At 69.1% G+C, this 24,611-nt stretch carries 21 protein-coding genes; all 21 read left to right on the top strand.

The features are described from left to right. Positions 1-116: 116 nt before the first annotated feature. The 21 genes from AC1D1T_RS04450 (at position 117) to AC1D1T_RS04350 (ending at position 24,607) form a co-directional block, all read left to right on the top strand. On the top strand, positions 117-1,091 hold the full coding sequence (locus AC1D1T_RS04450; protein WP_477825038.1) for a TRAP transporter substrate-binding protein: 975 nt from the start codon (positions 117-119) through the stop codon (positions 1,089-1,091). 8 nt (positions 1,092-1,099) lie between these two features. Next, positions 1,100-1,609, top strand: a complete 510-nt coding sequence (locus tag AC1D1T_RS04445; RefSeq protein WP_465113451.1) for a TRAP transporter small permease — start codon at positions 1,100-1,102, stop codon at positions 1,607-1,609. After that, positions 1,602-2,903 carry a TRAP transporter large permease gene (locus AC1D1T_RS04440; protein ID WP_465113342.1) on the top strand — a complete coding sequence of 434 codons (1,302 nt, stop codon included), beginning with the start codon at positions 1,602-1,604 and terminating at the stop codon, positions 2,901-2,903. Before AC1D1T_RS04445 ends, AC1D1T_RS04440 begins: the two co-directional genes overlap by 8 nt. Positions 2,904-3,056: 153 nt before the next feature. Then, positions 3,057-5,615 (top strand): GspE/PulE family protein, encoded by a 2,559-nt coding sequence (locus AC1D1T_RS04435; protein ID WP_489739959.1) that lies wholly within the window; start codon positions 3,057-3,059, stop codon positions 5,613-5,615. A gap of 49 nt (positions 5,616-5,664) precedes the next feature. Further along, positions 5,665-7,392, top strand: a complete 1,728-nt coding sequence (locus AC1D1T_RS04430; protein ID WP_477825039.1) for a GspE/PulE family protein — start codon at positions 5,665-5,667, stop codon at positions 7,390-7,392. Next, positions 7,385-8,620: a type II secretion system F family protein gene (locus tag AC1D1T_RS04425; protein WP_477825040.1), complete on the top strand. Its 1,236-nt coding sequence runs from the start codon at positions 7,385-7,387 to the stop codon at positions 8,618-8,620. Before AC1D1T_RS04430 ends, AC1D1T_RS04425 begins: the two co-directional genes overlap by 8 nt. A 43-nt stretch (positions 8,621-8,663) precedes the next feature. Further along, on the top strand, positions 8,664-9,257 hold the full coding sequence (locus AC1D1T_RS04420) for a prepilin-type N-terminal cleavage/methylation domain-containing protein (RefSeq protein ID WP_477991483.1): 594 nt from the start codon (positions 8,664-8,666) through the stop codon (positions 9,255-9,257). Continuing rightward, positions 9,235-10,101, top strand: coding sequence for a prepilin-type N-terminal cleavage/methylation domain-containing protein (locus tag AC1D1T_RS04415; protein WP_477825042.1), 867 nt, complete (start codon positions 9,235-9,237; stop codon positions 10,099-10,101). The genes AC1D1T_RS04420 and AC1D1T_RS04415 overlap by 23 nt, the downstream gene beginning before the upstream one ends. Continuing rightward, positions 10,073-10,567 carry an agglutinin biogenesis protein MshP gene (locus AC1D1T_RS04410; RefSeq protein ID WP_477839979.1) on the top strand — a complete coding sequence of 165 codons (495 nt, stop codon included), beginning with the start codon at positions 10,073-10,075 and terminating at the stop codon, positions 10,565-10,567. The genes AC1D1T_RS04415 and AC1D1T_RS04410 overlap by 29 nt, the downstream gene beginning before the upstream one ends. Beyond that, on the top strand, positions 10,564-14,166 hold the full coding sequence (locus tag AC1D1T_RS04405) for a PA14 domain-containing protein (protein WP_477839988.1): 3,603 nt from the start codon (positions 10,564-10,566) through the stop codon (positions 14,164-14,166). Before AC1D1T_RS04410 ends, AC1D1T_RS04405 begins: the two co-directional genes overlap by 4 nt. Before the next feature lies 1 nt (position 14,167). Beyond that, positions 14,168-15,214 (top strand): hypothetical protein, encoded by a 1,047-nt coding sequence (locus AC1D1T_RS04400; RefSeq protein WP_477991481.1) that lies wholly within the window; start codon positions 14,168-14,170, stop codon positions 15,212-15,214. A 9-nt stretch (positions 15,215-15,223) separates the two neighbouring features. Further along, positions 15,224-15,814, top strand: a complete 591-nt coding sequence (locus AC1D1T_RS04395; protein WP_477825045.1) for a PilN domain-containing protein — start codon at positions 15,224-15,226, stop codon at positions 15,812-15,814. Beyond that, positions 15,811-16,452 (top strand): hypothetical protein, encoded by a 642-nt coding sequence (locus AC1D1T_RS04390; RefSeq protein WP_477991479.1) that lies wholly within the window; start codon positions 15,811-15,813, stop codon positions 16,450-16,452. Before AC1D1T_RS04395 ends, AC1D1T_RS04390 begins: the two co-directional genes overlap by 4 nt. Further along, a complete protein-coding gene (locus AC1D1T_RS04385; RefSeq protein ID WP_477839975.1) occupies positions 16,452-16,865 on the top strand; it encodes a hypothetical protein in 414 nt (137 codons plus the stop codon). Before AC1D1T_RS04390 ends, AC1D1T_RS04385 begins: the two co-directional genes overlap by 1 nt. Further along, positions 16,862-18,655 carry a secretin GspD/PilQ domain-containing protein gene (locus AC1D1T_RS04380; protein ID WP_477826960.1) on the top strand — a complete coding sequence of 598 codons (1,794 nt, stop codon included), beginning with the start codon at positions 16,862-16,864 and terminating at the stop codon, positions 18,653-18,655. Before AC1D1T_RS04385 ends, AC1D1T_RS04380 begins: the two co-directional genes overlap by 4 nt. A 63-nt stretch (positions 18,656-18,718) precedes the next feature. Next, positions 18,719-19,234, top strand: coding sequence for a type II secretion system protein (locus AC1D1T_RS04375; RefSeq protein ID WP_477826959.1), 516 nt, complete (start codon positions 18,719-18,721; stop codon positions 19,232-19,234). Positions 19,235-19,237: 3 nt separating this feature from the next. After that, positions 19,238-19,681, top strand: a complete 444-nt coding sequence (locus AC1D1T_RS04370) for a pilus assembly FimT family protein (RefSeq protein ID WP_477826958.1) — start codon at positions 19,238-19,240, stop codon at positions 19,679-19,681. 136 nt (positions 19,682-19,817) lie between these two features. Then, entirely contained in the window at positions 19,818-20,954 is a 1,137-nt protein-coding gene (locus AC1D1T_RS04365; RefSeq protein ID WP_477991477.1) for a sugar ABC transporter substrate-binding protein, read from the top strand. Between the two features lie 99 nt (positions 20,955-21,053). Next, on the top strand, positions 21,054-22,580 hold the full coding sequence (locus AC1D1T_RS04360) for a sugar ABC transporter ATP-binding protein (RefSeq protein ID WP_477991475.1): 1,527 nt from the start codon (positions 21,054-21,056) through the stop codon (positions 22,578-22,580). A gap of 88 nt (positions 22,581-22,668) precedes the next feature. Continuing rightward, complete coding sequence (locus tag AC1D1T_RS04355) at positions 22,669-23,649, top strand: ABC transporter permease (RefSeq protein WP_477825610.1); 981 nt, start codon at positions 22,669-22,671, stop codon at positions 23,647-23,649. Beyond that, complete coding sequence (locus tag AC1D1T_RS04350; RefSeq protein ID WP_477825609.1) at positions 23,642-24,607, top strand: ABC transporter permease; 966 nt, start codon at positions 23,642-23,644, stop codon at positions 24,605-24,607. The genes AC1D1T_RS04355 and AC1D1T_RS04350 overlap by 8 nt, the downstream gene beginning before the upstream one ends. The last annotated feature ends 4 nt before the right edge of the window (positions 24,608-24,611 follow it).

Raw genomic sequence — 24,611 nt, 5'->3', positions numbered from 1 at the left:
TGCAGATGCCCTCGGCGACCCCGATGGAACAGACCTTGCTAAAGCGTAGAAGTCCGTATGGTCGTCCGGCCCCGGCTTCCGTACCCTGGCCGCCATCAATCCCTGGAGTACCTCACATGCGCGTGCGTCTTCCGCTCCTGGCCTGCCTGTTCTCGGCCGCCCTCGCCGCCCCGGCCTGGGCCCAGACCAAGTGGGACCTGCCCGCCGCCTACCCGGCCAGCAACTTCCACACCGAGAACCTGACCCAGTTCGCCGCCGATGTCGACAAGGCCACCGGCGGCAAGCTGAAGATCACCGTGCACGCCAACGCCTCGCTGTTCAAGGCGCCCGAGATCAAGCGCGCCGTGCAGGGCGGCCAGGCGCAGATCGGCGAGATCCTGCTGGTGAACTACCAGAACGAGTGGCAGATCTTCGGCACCGACGGCCTGCCCTTCCTGGCCGACAGCTACGACGAATCGGCCAAGCTCTACAAGGCGCAGAAGCCGGTGCTCGACAAGAAGCTCGCCGAGCAGGGCATGCTGCTGCTCTACGCGGTGGCCTGGCCGCCGCAGGGCATCTACGTGAAGAAGCCGATCAACTCGGCGGCCGACCTGAAGGGCGTCAAGTGGCGTGCCTACAGCCCCGCCACCTCGCGCATCGCCGAGCTCGTCAACGCGCAGCCGGTCACGGTGCAGGCGGCCGAGCTGTCGCAGGCCATGGCCACCGGCGTGATCGAGTCGTACATGTCGTCCGGCTCGACCGGCTACGACACCAAGACCTACGAGCACATCAAGTACTTCTACGACACCCAGGCCTGGCTGCCGAAGAACGCGGTGCTGGTCAACAAGGCCGCCTTCGACGCGCTCGACAAGCCCACCCAGGCCGCGCTGCTGAAGGCCGGCGCCGACGCCGAGGCGCGCGGCTGGGCGCTGTCGAAGACCAAGAACACCGAGTACCTCGAGCTGCTGAAGAAGAACGGCATGACCATCCTGCCGCCGTCCGCGCAGCTGAAGACCGACCTGAAGAAGGTCGGCGACACGATGCTGCAGGAGTGGTTGCAGAAGGCCGGCCCCGAAGGCCAGGCCATCGTCGACGCCTACCGCAAGCCGTGAGCGCGGCGCTGCGCCGCGGGCTGGACGCGCTGTACGACGCCAGCGCCGCGCTTGCCGCGGTCTTCATGGTCGGCTTGCTGGTGGCGGTGCTGCTGTCCATCGTCAGCCGGCAACTGCACTTCAACGTGCCCGGCGTCGACAGCTACGCCGGCTACCTGATGGCCGCCACCGGCTTCCTTGCGCTCGCCCACACGCTCAAGCAGGGCGAGCACATCCGCGTCACGCTGCTGCTCAACGCGCTGCACGGCGTGGCCCGCCGGCGCCTGGAGATCTGGGCCCTGGGCGCCGCGAGCGCCCTGGCGGCGCTGGCCGCGTTCTATGCCTGCAAGCTCGCCTGGCAGTCGTACGTGTTCCACGACATCTCGACCGGCAACGACGCAACCCCGCTGTGGATCCCGCAGCTGAGCATGGCCGCCGGCAGCGTGGTGCTCGCGGTCGCGTTCGTCGACGAGCTGGTGCTGGAGATCCTCGGCCGGCGCGTGGTGCCGGTGTCCGAAGAGGCAAGCCGCAATGAATGACCTGCTGGTGACGACGCTGCTGATCGCGTCGCTGTTCCTGATCCTCGGCAGCGGCGTGTGGATCGGCCTGACGCTGTCGGGCGTCGCATGGATCGGCATGCAGCTGTTCAGCTCGCGCCCTGCGGGCGACGCGATGGCGGTGACGATCTGGGGCTCGGCCTCGAGCTGGACGCTGACCGCGCTGCCGCTGTTCATCTGGATGGGCGAGATCCTGTTCCGCACCCGGCTCAGCCAGGACATGTTCAAGGGCCTCGCGCCGTGGATGCAACGCCTGCCCGGCCGCCTGCTGCATACCAACGTCGTGGGCTGCGCGATTTTCGCCGCGGTGTCGGGCTCGAGCGCGGCCACCTGCGCCACCATCGGCAAGATGAGCCTGCCCGAGCTCGCGCGCCGCGGCTACCCCGATGCGATGGCGATCGGCTCGCTGGCCGGGGCCGGCACGCTCGGCCTGCTGATCCCGCCGTCGATCATCATGATCGTCTACGGCGTGACGGCCGATGTCTCGATCTCGCAGCTGTTCATCGCCGGCGTGCTGCCCGGTGCGTTGCTCGCGCTGATCTTCTCGGGCTACATCGCGCTGTGGTCGCTGCGCCACCCCGAGCAGATCCCGCCGGCCGACGCGCCGATGAGCCTGCGCGAGAAGCTCGACGCATCGCGCAGCCTGATCCCGGTGGTGCTGCTGATCGCCGCGGTGCTGGGCTCGATCTACGCCGGCATCGCCACCGCCACCGAAGCCGCCGGCCTGGGCGTGCTGGGCTCGCTGATCCTGTCGGCACTGCAGGGCTCGCTGACCTGGAGCACGTTCAAACAGTCGCTGATGGGCGGCACACGCCTGTACTGCATGATCGCGCTGATCCTGGCCGGCGCTGCCTTCCTGACGCTCGCGATGGGCTACATCGGCCTGCCGCGCCACCTGGCCGAGTGGATCGCGACGCTGGGGCTCAGCCAGTTCGGGCTGATCCTGATGCTGACCGCGTTCTACGTGATCCTCGGCTGCTTCCTCGACGGCATCTCGATGGTGGTGCTGACGATGGGTGTGATCATGCCGACCGTGCAGAAGGCCGGCATCGATCCGCTGTGGTTCGGCATCTTCATCGTGATCGTCGTCGAGATGGCCCAGGTGACACCGCCGGTGGGCTTCAACCTGTTCGTGCTGCAGGGCATGACGCGACGCGAGATCGGCTACATCGCGAAGACCGCCTTCCCGTTCTTCCTGCTGATGGTTCTGATGGTGGTGCTGCTCTACCTGTTTCCGCAGATCATCACGTTCCTCCCGGAACAGATGAAAAGCTAGTACCTGCTCCGCAAGCGGATATGGCGGCCCAAAGGCCGTCAATTCATCGCTTCGTACTGGGGGTGGTACTTCTACGATGCCAGGGCGGAAAACTGTTCCGCGCCCTGGCGCGCCGGCCTGTCCGCACGCGCCCGTCCTCCAAAGGATGGACCCGTGTCCAATCTGACGACTCCGCCGAACTGGGCGCTCGACCTGCCGCCCCTCTCGGAACCGCCCGCCCCGGCGCCCGCTCCCGCGCCGGCCGAGAAGGCCCGCCATGAAGGCTTCCGCTGGCCGACGCCGCCGTTCGCCGCCTACCCCGATGCGCTGGAACAGAACCAGCCGCAGGCCTGCCAGATCGTCGGGCTGAACGACCGCGAGATGAACGGCCGGCTGATCTTCTTCGTGCCGGAGTCCACCGTCGCCCATGTGCAGGTGCCGCCGGCGCGCACGACGATGGCGCTGCGCTTCACGCAATTCCGCTGCCTGCGCGTCGTCGAGCCGCTCAAGCCCGCCAGCGATGCCAGCCGCGACCCGCACGCCGGCATGCTGGAGCACCGGCCGTCCAGCCGCTACAAGGTGACGCTGAAATCCGGCGCGCTGCTCGAAGGCGACACCATCGGCCATGTGGACACGCCGCACGGCCTGTTCCTGTTCCCGCCGATCGATGCGCAGGGCAGCGTGCAGCGCCTGTTCGTGCCGCGCGACGCCTACGAGAGCTTCGAGATCGGCGAGCGCATCGGCGACCTGTTGGTGGCGCAGAAGATGGTGACCCCGCAGCAGGTGGCCCAGGCCGCCGACATGCAGCAGCAACTGCGCAACCAGAAGCTCGGCGACATCCTGGTCTCGCGCCAGATCGTCACGCCCATCCAGTTGCTCAGCGCGATCGAGCAGCAGGCCAAGATGCCGATGGTGCGCATCGGCGAGGCGCTGACCTCGCTCGGCCTGGTCAGCGAAGAACAGTTGCAGGACGCGCTGTCGCAGCAGAAGAACGACCGCAGCGTGCCGCTGGGCGAGCTGCTGGTGCGCATGGGCACCGTCTCGCGCGAGGACCTGCAGACGGCGCTCGCGCGCAAGATGGGCTACCCGGTCGTCAACGTCAACGCCTTCCCGGTCGAGGCCGAGGCGCTGCGCAAGCTGCCGTATGCGGCCGCGGCGCGGATGCTGGTGTTGCCGCTGCTGATCCGCGAAGGCCGGCTGGTGATCGCGATCGACGACCCGGCACGCCGGCGCAACGCGGTCGACGAGGTCGAGTTCATCGCGCAGATGAAGATCGTGCCGGTGCTGGCGCTGGGCCGCTCGGTGGCCGATACCATCTTCGAGGCCTACGAGAAGATCGGCGCCGCCAACCACCAGGCGGCCAACGGCGACTCGCCCGACAAGCCGATCGAGTTCGTCGCCGCCGACACCGGCAAGCTGATGGAGACGCTGGAGAAGGACTCCTTCGACCTGCCCTCCTTCGAAGACGAGCGGCAGATCGAGCAATCGGACAACTCGCTGGTGCGATTGATCAACAACATGATCATCGAGGCGCACAAGGAAGGCGTCTCCGACATCCACATCGAGAGCTACCCGGGCCGCGACAAGATCAAGATCCGCTTCCGCAAGGACGGCACGCTGCGCACCCACCTGGAACTGCCGCCGAACTACCGCAACGCGCTGATCGCGCGCATCAAGATCATGTGCGACCTCGACATCTCCGAGCGCCGCAAGCCGCAGGACGGCAAGATCAATTTCTCGAAGTTCTCGGCCCAGCACAAGATCGAGCTGCGCGTGGCCACCATCCCGACCAACAGCGGGCTCGAGGACGTGGTGATGCGGATCCTCGCGTCGGCCAAGCCGATCCCGCTGGACAACCTGGGCCTCAGCCCGTGGAACCTGAAGCACCTGAAGGAGGCGATGGAGCGCCCCTACGGCCTGGTGCTGTGCGTCGGCCCGACCGGTTCCGGCAAGACGACCACGCTGCACTCCGCGCTCAGCCACATCAACGTGCCCGAGCGCAAGATCTGGACTGCCGAGGACCCGGTGGAAATCACCCAGCCCGGGCTGCGCCAGGTGCAGGTCAACCCGAAGATCGACTGGACCTTCGCGAAGGCGCTGCGCGCCTTCCTGCGCGCCGACCCCGACGTGATCATGGTCGGCGAGATGCGCGATGGTGAAACCGCGCAGATGGGCGTCGAAGCCTCGCTGACCGGCCACCTGGTGCTGTCCACGCTGCACACCAACAGCGCGCCTGAAACCGTCACGCGGCTGATCGACATGGGCCTCGATCCGTTCAACTTCGCGGACTCCCTGCTGGGTGTACTGGCACAAAGGTTGGTGAGACGTTTGTGCCCCCACTGCCGTGTGGCACGGTTGGCATCTCCCGACGAAATCGACGAGCTTCTGCACGATTACTTGCATATCTGTCCGCAAGATCACCCTGGGTTCCAACCAGACGTGATCCGAGCAGAATGGACAGAGCGCTTCGGCCAGAACGGCCACTTGATGCACTACCACAGCCCCGGCTGCGACAAGTGCGGCGGTACCGGCCAGAAGGGGCGTGCGGGCCTGCACGAGCTGATGATCGTGTCCCGCGAACTGCGCCGGCTGATCCAGACCAGCGCGCGTGCCGAACAGCTGCTGCAGTGCGCGCTGCTCGAGGGGATGCGCACGCTGCGCCAGGACGGCATCGAGAAGGTGCTGCAGGGCGTGACCAGCCTGGCCGAGGTGCGGGCGACCAGCAACACCTGACCGTCCCCGCGGGGACACGCCCACCGGCGCGCCGCGGGGGCGCGTGGCCATGAACGCCCCCACGGCAGCGGCACGCCGCGAGAAGCTGCGCCTGGGCGACGTGCTGCTCGCGCAGCGCCTGATCTCCGAAGAGCAGCTGGCGCAGGCGCTGGAGCTGCAACGCGCGAGCGGCCGCAAGCTCGGCCGTGTGCTGATCGAGCGCGGCGCGCTGACCGAAGAGGCGCTGGCCCATGCGCTGGCGCGCCAGTTGCGCGTGCCGGTGGTCAACCTGAACATCTTCCCGCTGAAGGGCGAGGTGGTGCGGCTGCTCGGCGAGGCGGCGGCGCGGCGCCACCGCGCGATCGTCCTCGAGGACCGCGGCGAACACCTGCTGGTGGCCTTCGCCGACCCGCTGGACCTGGTCGCCCACGACGACATCTCGCGCCTGCTGAAGCGCAGCATCCAGTCGGCCGTCGCGCCCGAGAGCCAGCTGACGCCGGCATTCGACCGCCACTACCGCCGCACCGAAGAGATCACCGGGCTCGCGAAGGCCCTCGAGAAGGACATCGGCGACGCGGTCGATTTCGGCACGCTGCAGGCCGCGGTCGGCCAGGAAGGCGCGCCGGTGGTGCGGCTGCTCGAATCGGTGTTCGAGGACGCGATGCAGATCGGCGCCTCCGACGTGCACATCGAGCCGCAGGAGCACGAGCTGCTGATCCGCAGCCGCATCGACGGCGTGCTGCAGACGCAGACGCAGGCCGACAAGCGGATCGCCGCCGCGCTGGCGCAGCGCCTGAAGCTGATGGCCAACCTCGACATCTCCGAGAAGCGCCTGCCCCAGGACGGGCGCTTCACGTTGCGCCTGCGCGATCGCACGCTCGACGTGCGGCTGTCGACGCTGCCGTGCCAGTACGGCGAATCGCTGGTGATGCGCCTGCTCGGGCAGGGCAGCCAGGTGCGGCGGCTCGACGACATCGGCATGCCCGGCGACATGCTGGCGCGCTTTCGCGATCTGCTCGGCCGCAGCACCGGCACGGTGCTCGTCACGGGCCCGACCGGCTCCGGCAAGACGACCACGCTGTACGCGGCACTGTCGGAGATCGACGCGGTACGCAACAAGGTCATCACCGTCGAGGATCCGGTGGAGTACCGCCTGCCCGGCCTGACCCAGGTCCAGGTGAACGAGAAGATCGAACTGAGCTTCGCGCGCGTGCTGCGCGCGATGCTGCGCCAGGATCCCGACGTGATCCTGGTCGGCGAGATGCGCGATCCCGAGACCGCCGAGATCGGCCTGCGCGCCGCCATCACCGGCCACCTGGTGTTGTCGACGCTGCACACGCGCGACGCGGCCAGCACGCCGTTCCGCCTGCTCGACATGGGCGTGCCGGCCTTCATGGTGGCGACCGCGCTGCAGGCGGTCATCGCGCAGCGGCTGGTGCGCCGCAACTGCACGCAATGCTCGCGCCCGCACCTGCCCACCGCCCAGGAAGGCGCCTGGCTCGACGTGATGACCGGCAGCGATGCCACCCCCACGCAGCGCGGCCGTGGCTGCCAGCTCTGCAACGGCACCGGCTACGCCGGACGGCTGGGGGTCTACGAGATGCTGGAGATGGACGCCGGGCTGGCCCATGCGGCCACGCACGGCGATCCGGCCGCCTTCCTCGCGGCGGCACGCGAGCGCATGCGCGGCCGCACGCTGGCGCACCGCGCCTGCGACCTGGTGCGCGCCGGGCAGACCTCGATCGCCGAGGCGATGCGCCTGACCAGCGAATTCGACCAGGACGCCGGCCATGGATAGGTTCCACTGGAAAGGCCGCAACGCGCGCGGCGAACTGATCGCCGGCAGCTTGAACGCGCCCACCGAATCGGCGGTGGCGGACCAGCTGCTGGCCGGCGGCGTCACACCGGTGCACATCACCGTGGACGATGCCGGCGCGGTGGCGGCGCCCCCCGCGTGGTGGCAGGCCCTGCGCGCAGGCTCCGTCACGCTCGAAGACATGCTGGTGCTGGCCAGGCAGCTCTACACGCTGCTGCGGGCCGGGATGCCGCTGCTGCGCGCGCTGGCGGGGCTGCAGGCCTCGGCCGTGAAGCCGGCGCTCTCGCAGGTGCTGGCCGACGTGCGCGCCTGCCTCGACCAGGGCCGCGAGCTGTCGGCCGCACTGGCGCGGCACCCGCAGGTGTTCACGCCCTTCTTCATCGCGATGACGCGGGTCGGCGAGATGACGGGCCGGCTGCCCGAGGTGTTCCTGCGGCTGGCCGAGCACATCGAGTTCGAGATGGACATCCGCTCGCGCATCCGCCAGGCGCTGCGCTACCCGGCGATGGTGGTGGTGGCGATGGGCATCGCGCTGGTGGTCATCAACCTGTTCGTGCTGCCGACCTTCGCCTCGGTGTTCGCAGGCTTCAAGACGCAGCTGCCGCTGATGACGCGCCTGCTGCTCGGCTTCTCGGCCTTCACGCTCGCGTGGTGGCCGCTGCTGCTGGCGGCCGGCACGGCCGGCGTCCTCGCGCTGCGCGCCTGGCTCGCCACGCCGGACGGCCGCTACCGCTGGGACCGGCTGAAGCTGCGCCTGCCGATCGCCGGGCCGATCGTGCAGAAGGCCACGCTGGCGCGTTTCGCCCGCAGCTTCGCGCTGGCGTCGCGCAGCGGCATTCCCCTCAGCCAGGCGATGACGGTGGTCGCGCAGACGGTGGACAACGCGTGGATCGCGAGCCGCATCGAACAGATGCGCGACGGCGTCGAGCGCGGCGGCAGCCTGTCGCGCTGCGCCGCGGCCAGCGGCATCTTCACGCCGGTGGTGCTGCAGATGATCGCGGTCGGCGAGGAGACCGGCGAACTCGACGCGCTGCTGCTCGAGATCGCCGCCATGTACGAGCGCGAAACCGCCTACGGCATCAAGGGCCTCGCCAGCGCGATCGAGCCGCTGCTGCTGCTGGTGATCGCCGGCCTGGTGCTGGTGCTGGCACTCGGCGTGTTCCTGCCGCTGTGGAGCCTCGGCCAGGCAGCGATGGGCAGGGGAGGTTGATATGTCCTCTCCAGCAACGGCGTCGACCCCCGATAAGTCCGGCATGTCAAGCCTGCCATCCGGTCATGTTCATCCTCGCCCGATCCAGCGCGGCCTGTCGCTGATCGAGCTCGTCGTGTTCATGGTCGTGCTGAGCGCGGCGCTGGCAGGCGTGCTGCGGGTGTTCATCCAGGCGGGTGCGCACAGCGCCGATCCGCTGCAGCGGCGGCAGGCGCTGGCGGTCGCGGAGGCCCTGCTCGACGAGATCGAGCAGATGTCGTTCACCTGGTGCGATCCCGATGATCCCAATGCGGCGCTGACCGTCACCAGCGCGGCCGGCTGCGCCAGCCTGCCAGAGGCGATGGGCCCGGAGTCGAACGAGACACGCGCCGCCACGCCGCAGTTCGACAACGTCAACGACTACCACGGCTATGCCGCGAACGGCATCGTCGACATCACGAACACGCCGATCACGGCCCTGTCGGGCTACCGCGCCTCAGTGGCCGTGACGGCGGCCGACCTCGGCAACAGCTACTACCAGCTGACGGCAGCGAGCGGTGCCGTCCTGCGCATCACCGWCACCGTCACCAGCCCGGACGGCAACACGCTGACCCTCGACGGCTACCGGACCGCCCATGCGCCATCGCCTGCCATCTGATGCGCCGGCGGCCTCGTGCCAGCCACGCGGCTTCACGCTCGTCGAGGCGGTGATCGTCATCGCGATCACCGGCATCCTCGCCGCGATCGTCACGCGCTTCATCGTGCAGCCGGTGCAGCTCTACCTGGCCACGCAGGCCCGCGCCCAGCTGGTCGATGTGGCCGACAACGCGTTGCGGCGCATGGCGCGCGAGCTGCGCCTGGCCTTGCCGAACAGCCCGCGGGTCTCGTCGTCGGGCCTGTCGCTGGAATTGATCCCGGTCACGAGCGTTGCCCGCTACAAGACGGAAGGCACGGACCCCCTCCAGTTCGGCACCGTCGACACCTCGTTCGACATCGTCGGACCGGCACTGACGGTCGGCAGCGCACAGCAGCTGGTGTTCTACAACCTCGGACCCGGCATCACCGGCTCGGATGCGTATGCCGCCAACAGCAGCGCCACCGAACAGTCGAACTCGAACCGCCGCACCGCCACCAACGCCGCCGGCAGCGCGACGACGATCACGATGAGTTCGCTGGCCGGCCTTCCGATCGGTGACTTCTCGGCGCCTTACCGCGTCTTCGCAGTCGACCCGCCGGTGACCTACCGCTGCGACATCGCCGCCGGCACGCTGACGCGCTACAGCGGCTACGGCTTCCAGGCCACGCAGCCGGATCCACCGAGCAGCGGCACCTCCAGCGTGCTCGCGACCGGCGTCACCGCCTGCAGCTTCACCTACGACGCCGCCGTGTTCGCGATGCGGGCCGGCCTGGTCAGCCTGCAGCTGAGCCTGGCCACCAGCACGCCCTCGGGCACCGAAAGCATCACCCTGCACCATGAAGTCCACGTCGACAACCTGCCTTGAACGGCGACCGGGCCGGCGCCTCGGGCACCGTGGCTTCACGATGGTGTCGGTCGTGTTCATCCTGGTCGTGCTGGCCGCGCTCGGGGCGGCGCTGGCCGACATCAGCCAGCGCCAGCACCTCGCGGCGGCATCCGACCTGCAGGCCGCGCGGGCCTACCAGGCGGCACGCGCCGGCCTGGAATGGTGGGCGTACTGGCAGGCCCATGCCGGCACCGCGAACGGCGACTGCATGGCGACGAACAGCATCGTGCCGGGCGGCACGCTGAGCGGCTTCACGGTCACGCTGACCTGCACGCGCACGCCGGCCGCCTACCCGGCAACCGCGAGCGACGGTGCGACGACGCTGACCTTTTGGACCGTCGTCGCGAATGCGTGCAACGCACCGGACAACGGCGCCTGCCCGGCCTCCTCCACCACCGTCCCGACCTATGTCGAGCGGCAACTGACCTGGACGATCGTGCGATGAGCAAGCTGAAGCGCCTGGTGACCCTGCTCGCTGCGGTTGCGTCATGCTGGACCGCGATGAACGCGCTGGCGGGTGAGGTGGCCGGCGTGCGGGCCCAATACTTCAACACCGATCCGTCGAACCCGGACTACACCTTCAGCAGCCCGTCCGTCGCGCTCGACCGCATCGAGCCGACGATCAACCTCAACGGCATCACGTCCGCGCCGGCCGATGGTGTCAGCAGCACCTACTACCTGATTCGCTACACAGGCTACGTGCTGGTTCCGGCCACCGGCAGCTACACCTTCACCGTGCAGGCGGCAGACGGCGTGAGGCTCTACCTGGACTGCAACCTCGACGGCAGCTTCGACTCGACCGAGAAGCTCATCGAGAACTGGACCAACCGCAGCTCGGCCGTCTCGATCTCCGCGTCATGCCCGAACCAGCTGACCGCCGGCAGCCGCCATGCGTTCACGTATGAATTCTATGAATCGACCGGCGCCGCGACGGCGCGCCTGCTGTGGGCCGGCCCGTCTCCCGTCGGCTCGACGGCAACCGTGATTCCCGCCAGCAATGGCACCTTGGGGTTGACGACCCGGGTCAGCGACAGCGTCGCGCCGACGCTCGTATCGGCCCGGATGCCGTGCGGTTCGGCCAACCAGGTGCTGGTGACATTCTCGGAACAGGTCGACAGCGGCAACGCCCAGACGATCGCGAACTACGCACTCACTGGGGGGCACACCGTCAGCACCGCCACCCTGCAGGCCGACGGCAAGTCCGTGTTGCTGACCATTTCACCGGCGCTCTCGGCCTCGCAGACGCTGACCGTGAACAACATCGCCGACCTGGCGGTCGGCCCTGCCAACACGATCGCCGCCAACACATCGGCCACCGTTGCCTACACCGCAACCTACACCAGCGGCCTGACCGGCACCTACTACGACCAGAACGCCACCGCCGGCGCATTCTTCACGGGGAACACCGTGTCCCGCACCGATGCGTCGGCCGATTTCGTTTGGGGAGCCGCCGCCCCGGTCAGCGGCATCCCTGCCACCAACTACAGTGTGCGCTGGACCGGGGCGATCCTCGTGCCGACCACGGGCTCGTACGTCCTCGGCTTCTTGTCGAGAGACAACGCCCGCGTGTGGATCAATGGTGCCTACCACGCAGGCAACTGGTTCACCACCACCACCGGCACGAGCCTGGCTACGGGCAGCTCCGTCACGCTGACGGCGGGGACCTACATTCCGATCACCCTGGAATACTTCAACAGGGCAACGGGCAACATCATCCAACTGGTGTGGAAGAAGCCTGGCAGCAGTTCGTACGTCAGCGTTCCCTCCAGCCAGCTTTTCCACTGCACCGGCAACCCCGGCGTCAGCTTCACCATCGGCACCAGCAGCAGCGGCACCTGCGGATCCACGATGGTCACGCTCACGGCGCTGAACACCGACGGCAGCGCGAAGACCAGCTACACCGGCGCGGTCTCGCTGAGCACCTCCACCGGCCGTGGCGACTGGAGCGCCGGGTCCCCAGCGCCCAACGGAACGTTCACCAACGGCACCGCCGACGACGGGGCCGCCGCGTACACCTTCAATTCCGCGGACGGCGGATCCGTCCGGCTCAACCTGGCTCAGATCCGGGCGCAGAGTTTCTCGATCACCGCCGCCGATCCTTCCGTTTCCGGTTCGAGCAGCACTTCGTCCACCATCTCGGTCAGCGGCAGCAACGCATTCGTCTTCACGGAAGACGCTGCCGGCAAGATCGCCGGCAGCGATGTGGCCGTCGCCGGTCGCCCTCACGACTACACGCTCACCGTGACGCGCGGCGATTCAAGTTCCGCAAACTGTGGCATCGCCACCGACTACACCGGCAGCCACTCACTCAAGATGTGGCGTACCGATTCGAACGGCAGCTGGACGGCGCCCACCGTGGTCTCGCCCGCGCTGACCATCCCCGCGGCGCAGCCGGCCACCAGCAACATCACGCTGAACTTCACCAACGGCGTCGCGAGCTTCAATGTCGGCACGACGGACATCGGTCGCTACAGCTTCAGCCTGCAGGACGATTCGCAGAGCTACACGAGCGCGACCATCAGCGGCACGGGCAATGCGCTGACGGTACGGCCCTTCGCGCTGGTTGTCAGCAATTTGTGGTGCACACACGGCTACCTGAACCAGCCTGTCGAATTCTCGAACCGTCCCGAATGGGGCGGCCCTCCATTCTGTCGCGCCGGCTACAGCTTCAAGGCCGATGTCGCCGCCTACCGCTGGGCATCCTCGATGGCCGGCAATGGAACCGATGGCAACGACGACGGCCTGCCGGACGGCACGGCGACCCTGACGAACGTGACGGCTGGCGGCCTGGCGCCCTCCTTCAACAGTGCCGTGACGCTCCGGCCCCTCGCCGGCAGCCAGGTGCCATCCACCGGCGTGCTGGGCACGCTGAGCAATGGCAGCAGCATCTCCGGCTTTTCCGGCGGCAAGGCCACGCCGAGCACCCTCAGCTACTCGGAAGTGGGAACCTTCCAGCTCGACAGCCAATCGCTCGTCACCGATTACCTCGGCAGCGGCCTGACACTGAACGGCTCGCTGTTCACGTCCGCCGCCTCAGCCACGTCGACATCGACCATCGGGCGCTTCGCGCCTGCCAGGTTCGCCGCCAGCAACGCAAGCGTCACGCTGCGCCCGCAGAGCGCTTGCTCGCCCGCTTCCACCTTCAACTACCTGGGCGAAACCTTCGCCATCAACTTCACGCTCACGGCACAAGACGCACTGGGCAATACGACGAAGAACTACACCGGCAGCTACGCCAAGCTCGATCTTGGCAACGCCGGCACACTCCAGTTGGCCGGCACCAGCGGCAGCACGGTGTTCTCGGCCACTTCCAACTCGCCGCGACTTTCACTCGGTTCCATCTCGGGGACCTGGGGAAACGCCACCGGTACTGCCGCGGTCACCGTCAGCGCCACGGCCGAGCGCGCCAGCTCACCGGACGGTCCCTTCGATGCCACCTTCGGGATCGCCCCGGTCGACAGCGACTACACGGCGATGGGCTCGTTCGATCTCGATGCCGACAGCAGCGTCAGCGGCAACGACCACACGGCGCTCGTCAGCGTGCCGCTGCGCTTCGGCCGTCTGCGCCTGCAGAACGTCATCATGTCTCGCAACCGTCGCGCGTTCGTTCCCATGACGGCGCAGCACTGGAACGGCAGTGCCTTCGCCACCAACACGCTGGACAGCTGCACGACGATCCCTGCGAGCGCGCTGAACTTCGGCAACTACCGCCTGACGATGGCGGCCAGCGATACCAACGTGCTGGCCGGCAATCCGACGCTCACGCTCTCTTCCGGCAGCGGCCTCATCATGCTCGAGCAGAGCGTCAGCGGCCACCGCGGCACCTTCGACATCGCCGTGAGCCTCGGCAGCAGCGCCACCGACACCTCCTGCCTGCAACCCTGGACGCCCGGCAGCGGCGATGCCGCCACCGCCGGCGCCGGCCTCACCTACCTGCGCGGCGCCTGGTGCGGCAGCAGCTACGACCGCGATCCATCGGCGCGCATCTCCTACGGGCTCTACCGCGGCGCCGACAAATTCCTCTTCCAACGCGAGAACTACTGACATGACCCTGCGCTGGCCGTGGACACGCCCCATCCCCTCCGATTCGCTGGCCATCTCGCTCGACGGCAGCACGCTGGTCTACGCCCAGGTGGCGGCCATCGCCGGCGGCAGCCGCCCGCTGCTGCGCCGCTGCGGCACGCTGCCCGTCGACACCGCTCGCCCGCAGGAACTGGCCGGCCGGCTGCGCGCGCTCGGCCTGCCCACGCAGTCGGTCGTCGCGCTGCTGCAGGTGCCGCAGTGCCAGTTGCTGCAGATCGACACCCCGGCGGTCGCCCCCGAGGAATTGAAGGCCGCCGCCCGCTGGCGCATCAAGGACCTGGTCGACTGCCATGTCGACGACCTGACGATCGACGTGATGCACGTCGGAGACGGCCGCGCGCACGGGCCGAAGCAGGCCTTCGTCGCCGCGACACCGAACCGCGTGATCCAGGGCGTCGCGTCGCTGTGCGAAGCGGCCGGCCTGCAGCTCGCCACCATCGACATCCGCGAGACAGCGCAGCGCAACCTGCAATGCGCCCTCGCACAGGCCGGCACGCAAGGCGACCGGGCCGGCGCGCTGCTGATGCGCCACGGCGAGCACTGCCTGCTGACGATCTGCGCCCAAGGCGAGCTGTTCTACACCCGCCGCTTCGCCTGGGAGGGCGCGCTCGATACCACCGCGCCGGCCGTGTCGCAAAGCCTCTCGCAGCCGATCCCGCTGCTCGAGGCCGGCGAGATGCCCGACATCGTCGACTACGGCGTCGACCTGGCCGTCGAGGACGACAGCGCTGAGACCCCGCGCATCGTCATCGAGGTGCAGCGCTCGCTCGACCTGTGGGAGCGCTCCTGGCCCGGGCTGCCGCTGCACGGTGTGACCGTCGACGCCGGCGAGTCCACCGCCGCGCTCGCGGCGGTGCTCGCACGCCAGCTCGGCCAGCCCGTCGCGACGCTCGACCCGCGCCCGGCGTTCGACGGCGTGATGGCGGCCTGCCGCGGCGACACCACGCTCGCGCGCACCGTCCTGCCGCTGCTCGGCGCGCTGCTGCGCGACGGCCACCGCAACCGCTGAGGCCGAGCCATGCCGCAACAGATCAACCTCTTCAGCCCGATCCTGCTGACGCAGCCTCGGCACTTCTCGGCCCGCACGCTGGTCCAGGCGCTGGCCCTGCTCAGCCTCGGCATCGCCGCCCTCTGCGCATGGACCGTGGTCCAGAACACGGCGCTTGGCCGCGAGCTGCAGTCCACCTCGCAGCAGCACGCCGCCGAGCGGCAGACGCTGCAGCGCGCCATCGCGGCCAACCCGGGCGCAGCCGCCAGCACCACGAGCCTCGGGCAGGACCTGCAGTCGCTGCAGCGGCGGCTGGCCGAGCGCGAGCAGACGCTGGCCGAGCTGATGCGCGGTCGCATCGTCGATGGCCGCAGCCATTCGGCACGCCTGCGCCTGATCGCCCGCACGGTGCCCGCCTCCGCCTGGCTCGACGAGATCGCGATCCACGGCGAATCGCTGTCGCTGTCCGGCCGCACGCTCGACCCGTCGGCGCTGAAGCCGTGGATCGCCGCGCTGGCCGACGAGCCGCTGCTGGCCGGCCAGTCGCTGACGGCGCTGAAGGTCGACCAGGCCGGCGACGACTGGCGCTTCACGCTGACGCAGGCAGGAGGGCGGCCATGAAGCTTCGCCCTCATGGAAAGCGCCTGGCGCGCCGCATCGACGGCCTCGGGCTGCGCGAGCGCTGCATGCTGTTCGCGTCGATCGCGCTGCTGATGGCCGCGGCTGCCGATTCGCTCGTGCTGTCGCCGGCCATCGCCGAACAGAAGCTGCTGGCGGCCCGGCTGAAGCAGGACAACGCCGAGCTCGTCACGCTGCGCACCCGGCTGGCGCAGGCCACGCGCACGCCCGACGCCGATTCTCCGGTGATGCGGCYGCGCCACGACATTGCGCGATTGCAGGCCCGGCAGCAGGCCGTCGACGCCGACATCGAGCGCCTGGGCACCACGGCCAGCGAGCGCACGGCCCTGGCGCAACTGCTGGAGCGCACGCTGGCGCGCCACGAGCGCCTCACGCTTCGCAAGTTGGCAACGGCCACCGAGCCGCCGTCCTCGGCGGCTTCTTCTGCCGTCGCGAAGACCGCCCTGCGCTGGCAGGGCGTCGATCTCGCCGTGAGCGGCAGCTATGCCGACCTGGTCGAGTACCTGTCCGCGCTGGAGAGCGCGCTGCCCGGCCTGCGCTGGGATGCGCTGAAGCTGACCGCCAGCCCGTCCGCGGCATCGACGCTCACGCTGCGCCTGTACCTCGTGGAGGGCACGTGATGAACACACGCCACTGGACGCTGCGCGGGTTCGGTTGCTGGCTCGCCTGCTGCTGCCTCGGCGCGACCGCCGCCCCCCTGCGCGACCCGATGCAGCCGCCGGCCGCGGCCGTGCCGGCCGCGAGCGCCGACGCGCCCCGCGACGCCGCGGACGAGTCGCCTCATCACATCACCGTGGTCGGCACCACCCGCCATGTGGTGCACCGGGGCCGCCGGCTGTCGGTGGGCGACCTGCTGGGCGGCAGCCGCATCGAGCGCATCGATGACGACGCCGTCTGGCTGCGCGACGCGCAAGGGCTGCGCCGCGCACCGCTGTATCCCGGCGTCATCCGCCGCCCCACCGCCACCTCGATCCCCACCTCCTCGCCGCCTCAGGCACCGAATCGACCGCCCGCAAAGGATCTCCCACCATGAACCCGTCCCCTGCAGTACTGCGGCAGCGCCGCACGGGCCCGCGTTGGGCGACCCTGCTGTCCGGCTTCGCCACCGCCATCGCACTCTCCGGCTGTGCCGACCAACCGCTGCGCACCGCCAGCCCGAACGCCAGCCTGCAGGCCGAGCTGGCGGCCGCACTGGCGCAGCGCCCGCCTTCGACCGCGGTCTCGACGCCCGACACACCGGTGCCGCCAGCACCACCGGCCCGACCCGCGGCACCGCTGCCGCCACCCGAAGCCCGCTTCGACCTGATCGTCAATGGCGCCCAGGTGCGCGACGTCTTCCTGTCGCTGGTCACCGATTCGCGCTACAGCATGCTGATGCACCCCGATGTGGGCGGCACGATCTCGGTGACGCTGAAGGGCGTGACGATGCGCGAGGCGCTCGAATCGCTGCGCGAGGTCTATGGCTACGACTACAGGATCGACGGCCGGCGCGTCACGGTGTTCCCACCGACGCTGCAGACGCGCATCTTCATGGTGAACTACCTGCACACGCAGCGCAGCGGGCGCAGCGACATGCGCATCAGCTCGGGCGCCCCGCCGGCGAACGGCGATGGCAGCAGCGGCACCGGCAACGGCAACAGCGGCGGCACCGCGTCGAACGGCAGCCGTTCGCGCGGCAGCGACACCGAGGGCAGCCAGGTGTCGACCACCTCGAAGAGCGACTTCTGGACCGAGACCACCGAGGCGCTGCGCGCGATGGTCGGTACGGCGGCCGGCCGCAACGTGATCGCGAGCCCGCAGTCCGGCACGATCGCCGTGCGTGCGATGCCCGACGAATTGCGCCAGATCGAGTCCTTCCTGCGCAGCACGCGGCTGTCGATCGAGCGCCAGGTGATGCTCGAGGCGAAGATCATCGAGGTCGAGCTGCGCGACGGCTTCCAGAGCGGCATCGACTGGTCGGTGCTGCGCAGCCGCTTCTCGATCGGCCAGAGCAGCGGCAGCGCCGGCAATGCGCTGGTCGGCAACGGCAACGGCCTGCCGACACTCGCCAGCGGCACCACGGCGGCGCTGGCCGATGTCGTCGGCCTGCCGATCTCCGGCAGCGGTGCGAGCGGCCTGGCGCTCGCGAGCGGCGGCTTCCAGTCGATCCTCGGCTTCCTCGAGACGCACGGCGACGTGCAAATCCTGTCGAGCCCGCGCGTCGCGACGCTGAACAACCAGAAGGCAGTGCTGAAGGTGGGCACCGACGACTACTTCGTCACCAACGTGTCGGGCGGCAGCATCACCACCGGCACCTCCACCAGCACCGGCACGACGACGATGCCGACGCTGACGCTCACGCCGTTCTTCTCGGGCATCGCGCTCGACGTGACCCCGCAGATCGACGAGGCCGGCATGGTCACGCTGCACGTGCATCCGTCGGTGACCTCGGTGGTCGAGAAGACCAAGCAGATCGATCTCGGCACCATCGGCAACTACCGGTTGCCGCTGGCCTCCAGCAGCGTCAACGAGACCGACACGGTGGTGCGCATCCCCGACGGCGCGATCGTCGCGATCGGCGGGCTGATGCAGGTGGAGTCGTCGCGCCAGAGCTCGGGCCTGCCGGGTGCGAGCAGCAATGCGATCACCGGCACGCTGTTCAACAACCGGGTGAACGCCGGCCGCAAGAAGGAGCTGGTGGTGCTGATCAAGCCGACCATCATCCGCGGCCCCGAGGACTGGCTGCGCATCACCGAGCAGAGCCGCGCGGCGCTCGACGAGATCGAAGGCCAGCGCCGCGTGATCACGCTCGACGGTTCGACGAACAAGCCGGGCACACGTTGAGCCCACCCGTTGCGTTGGTTTGCAATGGTTTGCAATCCTGACGAGTGCCTCTCGCCGATCTGCATGCTCTCTCCAAAGTTGCTGGTCAGCATTCACCTGCCAGTCAAGCGAACCCAGGCAATCGGGCCTGTTCGCAAGACCCAGTCGTTCGAGGTGATTCCACCGGTCGGCGTCGCTGGCAACAACCGCCTTTCAAAGGAAGTCCCCATGAAGAAGCAAGCTGGTTTCACCCTCATCGAACTCACGATGGTCATCGTCATCCTGGGCGTGCTGGCCGTGACGGCGCTGCCGAAGTACATCGACATGAAGAAGGACGCGCAACAGGCGGCTCTCAACGCCATGGCCGGCAGCCTGAGTGCGGCCTCCGCCATCAACTACGCCGCCAAGAAGGCCGGCAACACGGCGGCTGTTCCTGTCGCGAACTGCTCGACGGTCTCCACCCTCCTGCAAGTTGCCATGCCGACCAACTACACCATCACGGCCGCAGCGGTGACGACCGATGCGACCGTGACATGCGTTCTCAAGGACTCGAACAACACTGCGCTGACAGACGCCAACTTCTCGGCCATCGGCACCTGAACCATGCGCGGCCGGCTTGTCGAAGCGGGCTTCACCCTGATCGAACTGGTCATGGTGATCGTCATCACCGGCACGCTGGCCGTCTTCGCCCTCCCCCGCCTGGTCGACACCAGTTCGTGGCGCCTGCGGGCCTTCAGCGACCAGCTGCAAGGCCAGTTGCACACCGCGCAGCGCCTCTCGCTGACCCAGCGCCGCCCGGTGATCGCGACGATCACCGCCACCGGCGCGAGCTTCGCCTACGTCAGCGGCAGCACCCTCGCCGCGCTGCCCTGCCCATCGGCCGTCGCGAACTGCATCGCCGGATCCGGCACGCGCACCATCACCTTCAACGCCGGCAACTCCGGCCAGGCCCTCACCTCCACCGGGGCGGCGCTGACCGTCACCGTGAGCGGTGACGGCTACACCAGCGCCTTCACGGTCGAGAACGACACCGGCGCGCTGCACTGAGTCTTCGGCACGTCGCAGCCCGCGGGACAAGCCCTGTCCCGCCCGAGCGGGTTTCACCTGAGTTTTCGCGCCTCGGCGAAGTGGCTACATTGCCTTCCCGGTCTCGACTCGGGACCTGCATGAAGGAGACCCGGCCATGGCGTTCATCCTCACCCGTTCTTTGCAGCACGCCTTGCTGCTCGGCCTCGGACTCGGCTTCAGCGCCACCGCGCTCGCCGCGCCGCCCAAGGTCGTGACCACCGCGAACTCCGACCCGCAGTGCTTCGCGCCGTGGAGCACCACGACCAAGCTGTTCCAGTACCCGGCCAAGAAGGGCCCGTACCGCGTCGCGCTCGCCAACGGCTACATCGCCAACACCTGGCGCATCCAGATGATCAAGACGGCCAAGGCCTATGCGGCGCAGCCCGAGGTGGCGGCGAAGCTGAAGGAGTACAAGGTCGTCTCGACCGGCGAAGACGTGGCCGCGCAGATCGCCGCGATCAACAACTTCATCGACTCGGGCTTCGACGCGATCGTCGTCAACGCGCAGAACCCTGCCGCCTTCAAGCCGGTGATCAAGCGCGCGAACGATGCCGGCGTGGTGCTGGTCGCGTTCGACAACATCCTCGACACCGAGGAGGCGATCAACGTCAACGTCGACCAGAAGGGCCTGGGCACCTACTGGGGCCAGTGGCTGATCAAGAACACCCCCAACGGCGGCAAGGTGCTGGAGGTGCGCGGCGTGTCGGGCACCTCGGTCGATCGCGACCGGCACGACGGCATCCAGGAAGCGCTGAAGGCCTCCGGCAAGAAGTGGGAGACCATCGAGGTGATCGGCAAGTGGGACGACCCCACGTCGCAGAAGGTCACGGCCGATGCGATCGCGGTGCACAAGAAGTTCGACGCGATCACCGCGCAGGGCGGTGACACCGGCGTCGTGCAGGCGATGCTCGACGCCAAGCACCCGATGGTGCCGTTCGCCGGCGAGAMCGAGAACGGCTTCCGCAAGTTCTGCGCGAAGTACGCCGGGCAGGGGCTGAAGTGCGCCTCGGGCGGCACCGGTCCGGCACAGGTGGCGGTCGCGATCAAGGTGGCGATCGCGGCGCTCGAGGGCAAGGTGCTGCCGCAGTCGATCAAGCTGCCGCTGTCGACGGTGGAGGAACCGGGCTTCAAGGACGGCGCCAACTTCTACGCGACGCAGTCCGACAACTTCTTCGTCGGCAACGCGTTCCCGACCTGCGGCATCAATTTCACGGCCCAGGAGATCATGGGCCAGTCCGAAACGAATAAGTAAGCGCCCCCCAGTCGCTGCGCGCTCCTGCCCCCAAGGGGCGCCACCCTGCGGCCGGGCAAAGCCGGTTCCGCGGGCGTTGCTTGATCAGGTCCTTTGCCAATGAGCCTTCTTGAGATTCAGGCGATCAGCAAGCGTTACGGGGGAGTGCACGCGCTGCAATCGGCCGACCTGCGCGTCGAGGCCGGCCGCATCCACGCGATCCTCGGCGAGAACGGGGCCGGCAAATCGACGCTGATCAAGCTGATCGCCGGCGTCGTCGCGCCCGACGAAGGCCGCATGCTGCTCGACGGCCAGCCGGTCACGTTCGCATCGCCCGCAGCGGCCAACACCGCCGGCATCACCTGCGTGTTCCAGGAGCTGTCGCTGATCCCCGACCTCTCGGTGGCCGACAACCTCTTCATCAGCCAGCCGCCGCGTCATTTCGGCCGCTTCGGCCTGATCGACCGCCGCACGCAGCGCCGCCAGGCCGAAGCGGCGCTCGCGCGCGCTGGTGCCGCCGACATCCACCCGCTCGCGCTGGTGAAGGACCTCTCGCTGTCGCGCCGGCAGATGGTCGAGATCGCGAAGGCGCTGGCGCGCCGGCCGCGGCTGCTGATCCTCGACGAGGCCACGTCGGCGCTGACCGCCGCCGATGTCGGGCGGGTCTACGCGGTGCTGAAGCAGCTGCGCGCCGACGGGCTCGCGCTGCTCTACATCTCGCACCGCATGCACGAGATCGCCGAGCTGGCCGACGAATGCACCGTGTTCTGCGACGGCCGCAGCGTCGCGCACTTCGCGGCCGGCGCGAAGACCGACACCGAGATCGTCGAGCTGATGATCGGCCGCAGCTACAGCGGCGTGTTCCCGGACAAGCCGGTGCGCGAACCCGAGACCGCAGCCGATCCGGCACCGCCGCGCCTCGAGCTGCGCGGCCTGCACTGGACGCACCGCCTCGCCGATGTCTCCCTGCGCCTGCACGCCGGCGAGATCGTCGGCCTGGGCGGCCTCGACGGCCAGGGCCAGCGCGAACTGCTGCTCGCGCTGTTCGGCGTGCTGCGCGGCTGCCGCGGCGAATTGCTGATCGACGGCCGCCCGACCCCGTTCACCGGCCCGCATGCCGCGAAGCAGCCGCGCATCGGCATGGCGCTGATCCCCGAAGACCGCAAGACCGAAGGCCTGATGTTGCCGATGTCGGTGCGCGAGAACCTGTCGTTCGCGGCGCTCGGCGCGCTGTCGCACGGCGGCGTGATCGACCGCCAGGCCGAACGCGCCGCGGTGGAGCGGATGATGGCGCTGCTCGCGGTGCGCTGCGACGGCCTCGACGTGGCGGCCGGCGCGCTGTCCGGTGGCAACCAGCAGAAGCTCGTGATCGGCAAGTGGCTGATGAGGGCGCCGCGCATCATCCTGCTGAACGACCCGACACGCGGCATCGACGTCGGCACCAAGCAGGAGATCTACCAGCTGCTGCGCCGGCTCGCCGACGACGGCGCGGCCCTCCTCTTCTACTCGACCGACCACGACGAGCTGATCGGCTGCTGCGATCGCGTGCTGGTGATGGTGGAGGGCCGGATCCGCCGCGAGCTCGTCGGTGCCGGGATCACCGAGCATGCGCTGGTCGGCGCGGCGCTGGACGTGGAGCCCGCATGACGGGGGCGGGCCGAGCGCCGGGCCGCCCCAAGCCGGCCCGCGTCCCCTCGGGGGACCGCCCGATGTACCCATCGGACGAGGGGCAGTCATGAATGATTGGCCGCACCGGCTGCGCGAGCACCAGGGCACGCTGCTCGCGTTCATCGGCTTCGTCGCGATGTTCGCGGTCTATGCCGCCAACCACCCGGCCGGCCTGACCGCGAATGTCGCCACCACCGCGGCGAACAAGGGCGTGCTGCTCGCGATCGTCGCGATGGCGCAGACGCTGGTCGTGCTGACCTCCGGCATCGACCTGTCGGTCGGCATGGTGCTGGTGCTCGCCAACTGCCTGGCCTCGCACCTCGTCGTCGGCACGCCAGGGCAGACGGCGCTCGGCGTGGCAGCCGTTCTGCTGGCCGGCTGCGCCTGCGGTGCGCTGAACGGGCTGATCGTGATCGTCGGGCGGYTGCAGCCGATCGTCGCGACGATCGCGACCGGCTCGGCCTTCTTCGGCCTCGCGCTCGCGCTGCGCCGCGTGCCGGGCGGCGACGTGAACGGCACGCTGGCCGACGCGCTGACCGGGCAGTTGCCGGGCGGCATTCCCGCGGCGCTCGTGCTGCTGCTCGCGCTGCTGCTGGTGGTGTGGCTGCCGTACCGCCGCTCGGTGATCGGGCGCGCGGCGGCTGCGGTCGGCTCGTCGGAGCAGGCGGCCTACATGTCGGGCGTGCCGGTGCGGCGTGCCAAGTTCGTCGCCTACGTGCTGTCGGGGCTGCTCGCGTCGGTTGCCGGGCTGTTCGTCACCTGCATCACCTGGTCGGGCGAAGCGTCGTCGGCCAACGGCAGCACCTACACGCTGTACTCGATCGCCGCGGTGGTGCTGGGCGGCGTGTCGCTGTTCGGCGGCTCGGGCAGCGCGGTCGGCGCGGTGTTCGGCGCACTGATGTTCCGCACCATCGGCGACCTGATGTTCGTGTTCAATCTCGAGCCGCTGTGGCAGCCGCTGTTCCAGGGCGCGGTGCTGTTCGCGGCGATCTGCGTGGGCGCGCTCAGGCTGCTGAAACTTCGCAACCGGCTCGATCTGTATGGATAGGCACCTGGCCAGGCACTTCCGGGGTCCGATCAGGGGCCCCATCACGTCGGCCTTCGGCTGCATCGTCGCGCTGCTGCTGCTGGGCAGCCTGTACAGCAGCAGCTTCCTGTCGCCCGAGTACCTGCTGCAGCAGCTGAAGGTGGCCTCGTTCCTCGGCGTGATCGCGACCGGCGCGATGCTGGTGATCCTGCTCGGGCAGATCGACCTGTCGGTGCCCTGGGTGGTGGCGGTCGGCGCGATGATGGCCACCGCGGCCACCGGCTGGGGGCCGTGGGGCAGCGCGTTCGCGATCCCGTTCGGCATCGCCTGCGGCGTGGTGCTCGGCCTGCTGAACGGCTTCGGCGTCGCGTTCCTGCGCATCCCGTCGATGATCGTCACGCTGGCCGTGAACGCGGTGGCGCAGGGGCTGATGGTGGTGCACACCGGCGGCTACTCGCCGCAGGATGCGTCGTCGCCGGCGATGCGCTTCATCGCGACCGGCCACAGCCTCGCCGGCATCCCGAACGCGCTGCTGGTGTGGGCGGTGGTCGGCGCGGCGGCGGTGTTCGTGCTGACGCGCACCACCTTCGGCCGCTGCGTCTACGCGATCGGCAACCGCGAGCGCGCCGCCTACCTGTCGGGCGCACGCACGCGGGCGGTCGTGATGACGGCCTTCGCGGTGGCCGGCGGGCTGTCGGCCTTCGGCGGCGTGCTGCTGGCCGGCTATGCGAGCAAGGCGGCGCAGGCGATGGGCGATCCCTACCTGCTGCCGGCGATCGCCGCGGTGGTGCTCGGCGGCACCTCGATCCTCGGCGGGCGCGGCCACTACCTCGGCACGGTGGCCGGCGTCATCCTGATCACGCTGCTGCAGTCCATTCTCTCGGTGATGCAGATCGAGGAGTGGGGGCGCCACCTGATCTACGGCGGCGTGATCGTCGCGATGCTGCTGCTGTACGGGCGGGGCGCGCCGGCGCGTTGACGCA

The sequence above is a fragment of the Rhizobacter sp. P2_H3 genome, from assembly GCF_056403355.1.
This window is presented reverse-complemented; position numbering and strand designations above follow the sequence as displayed.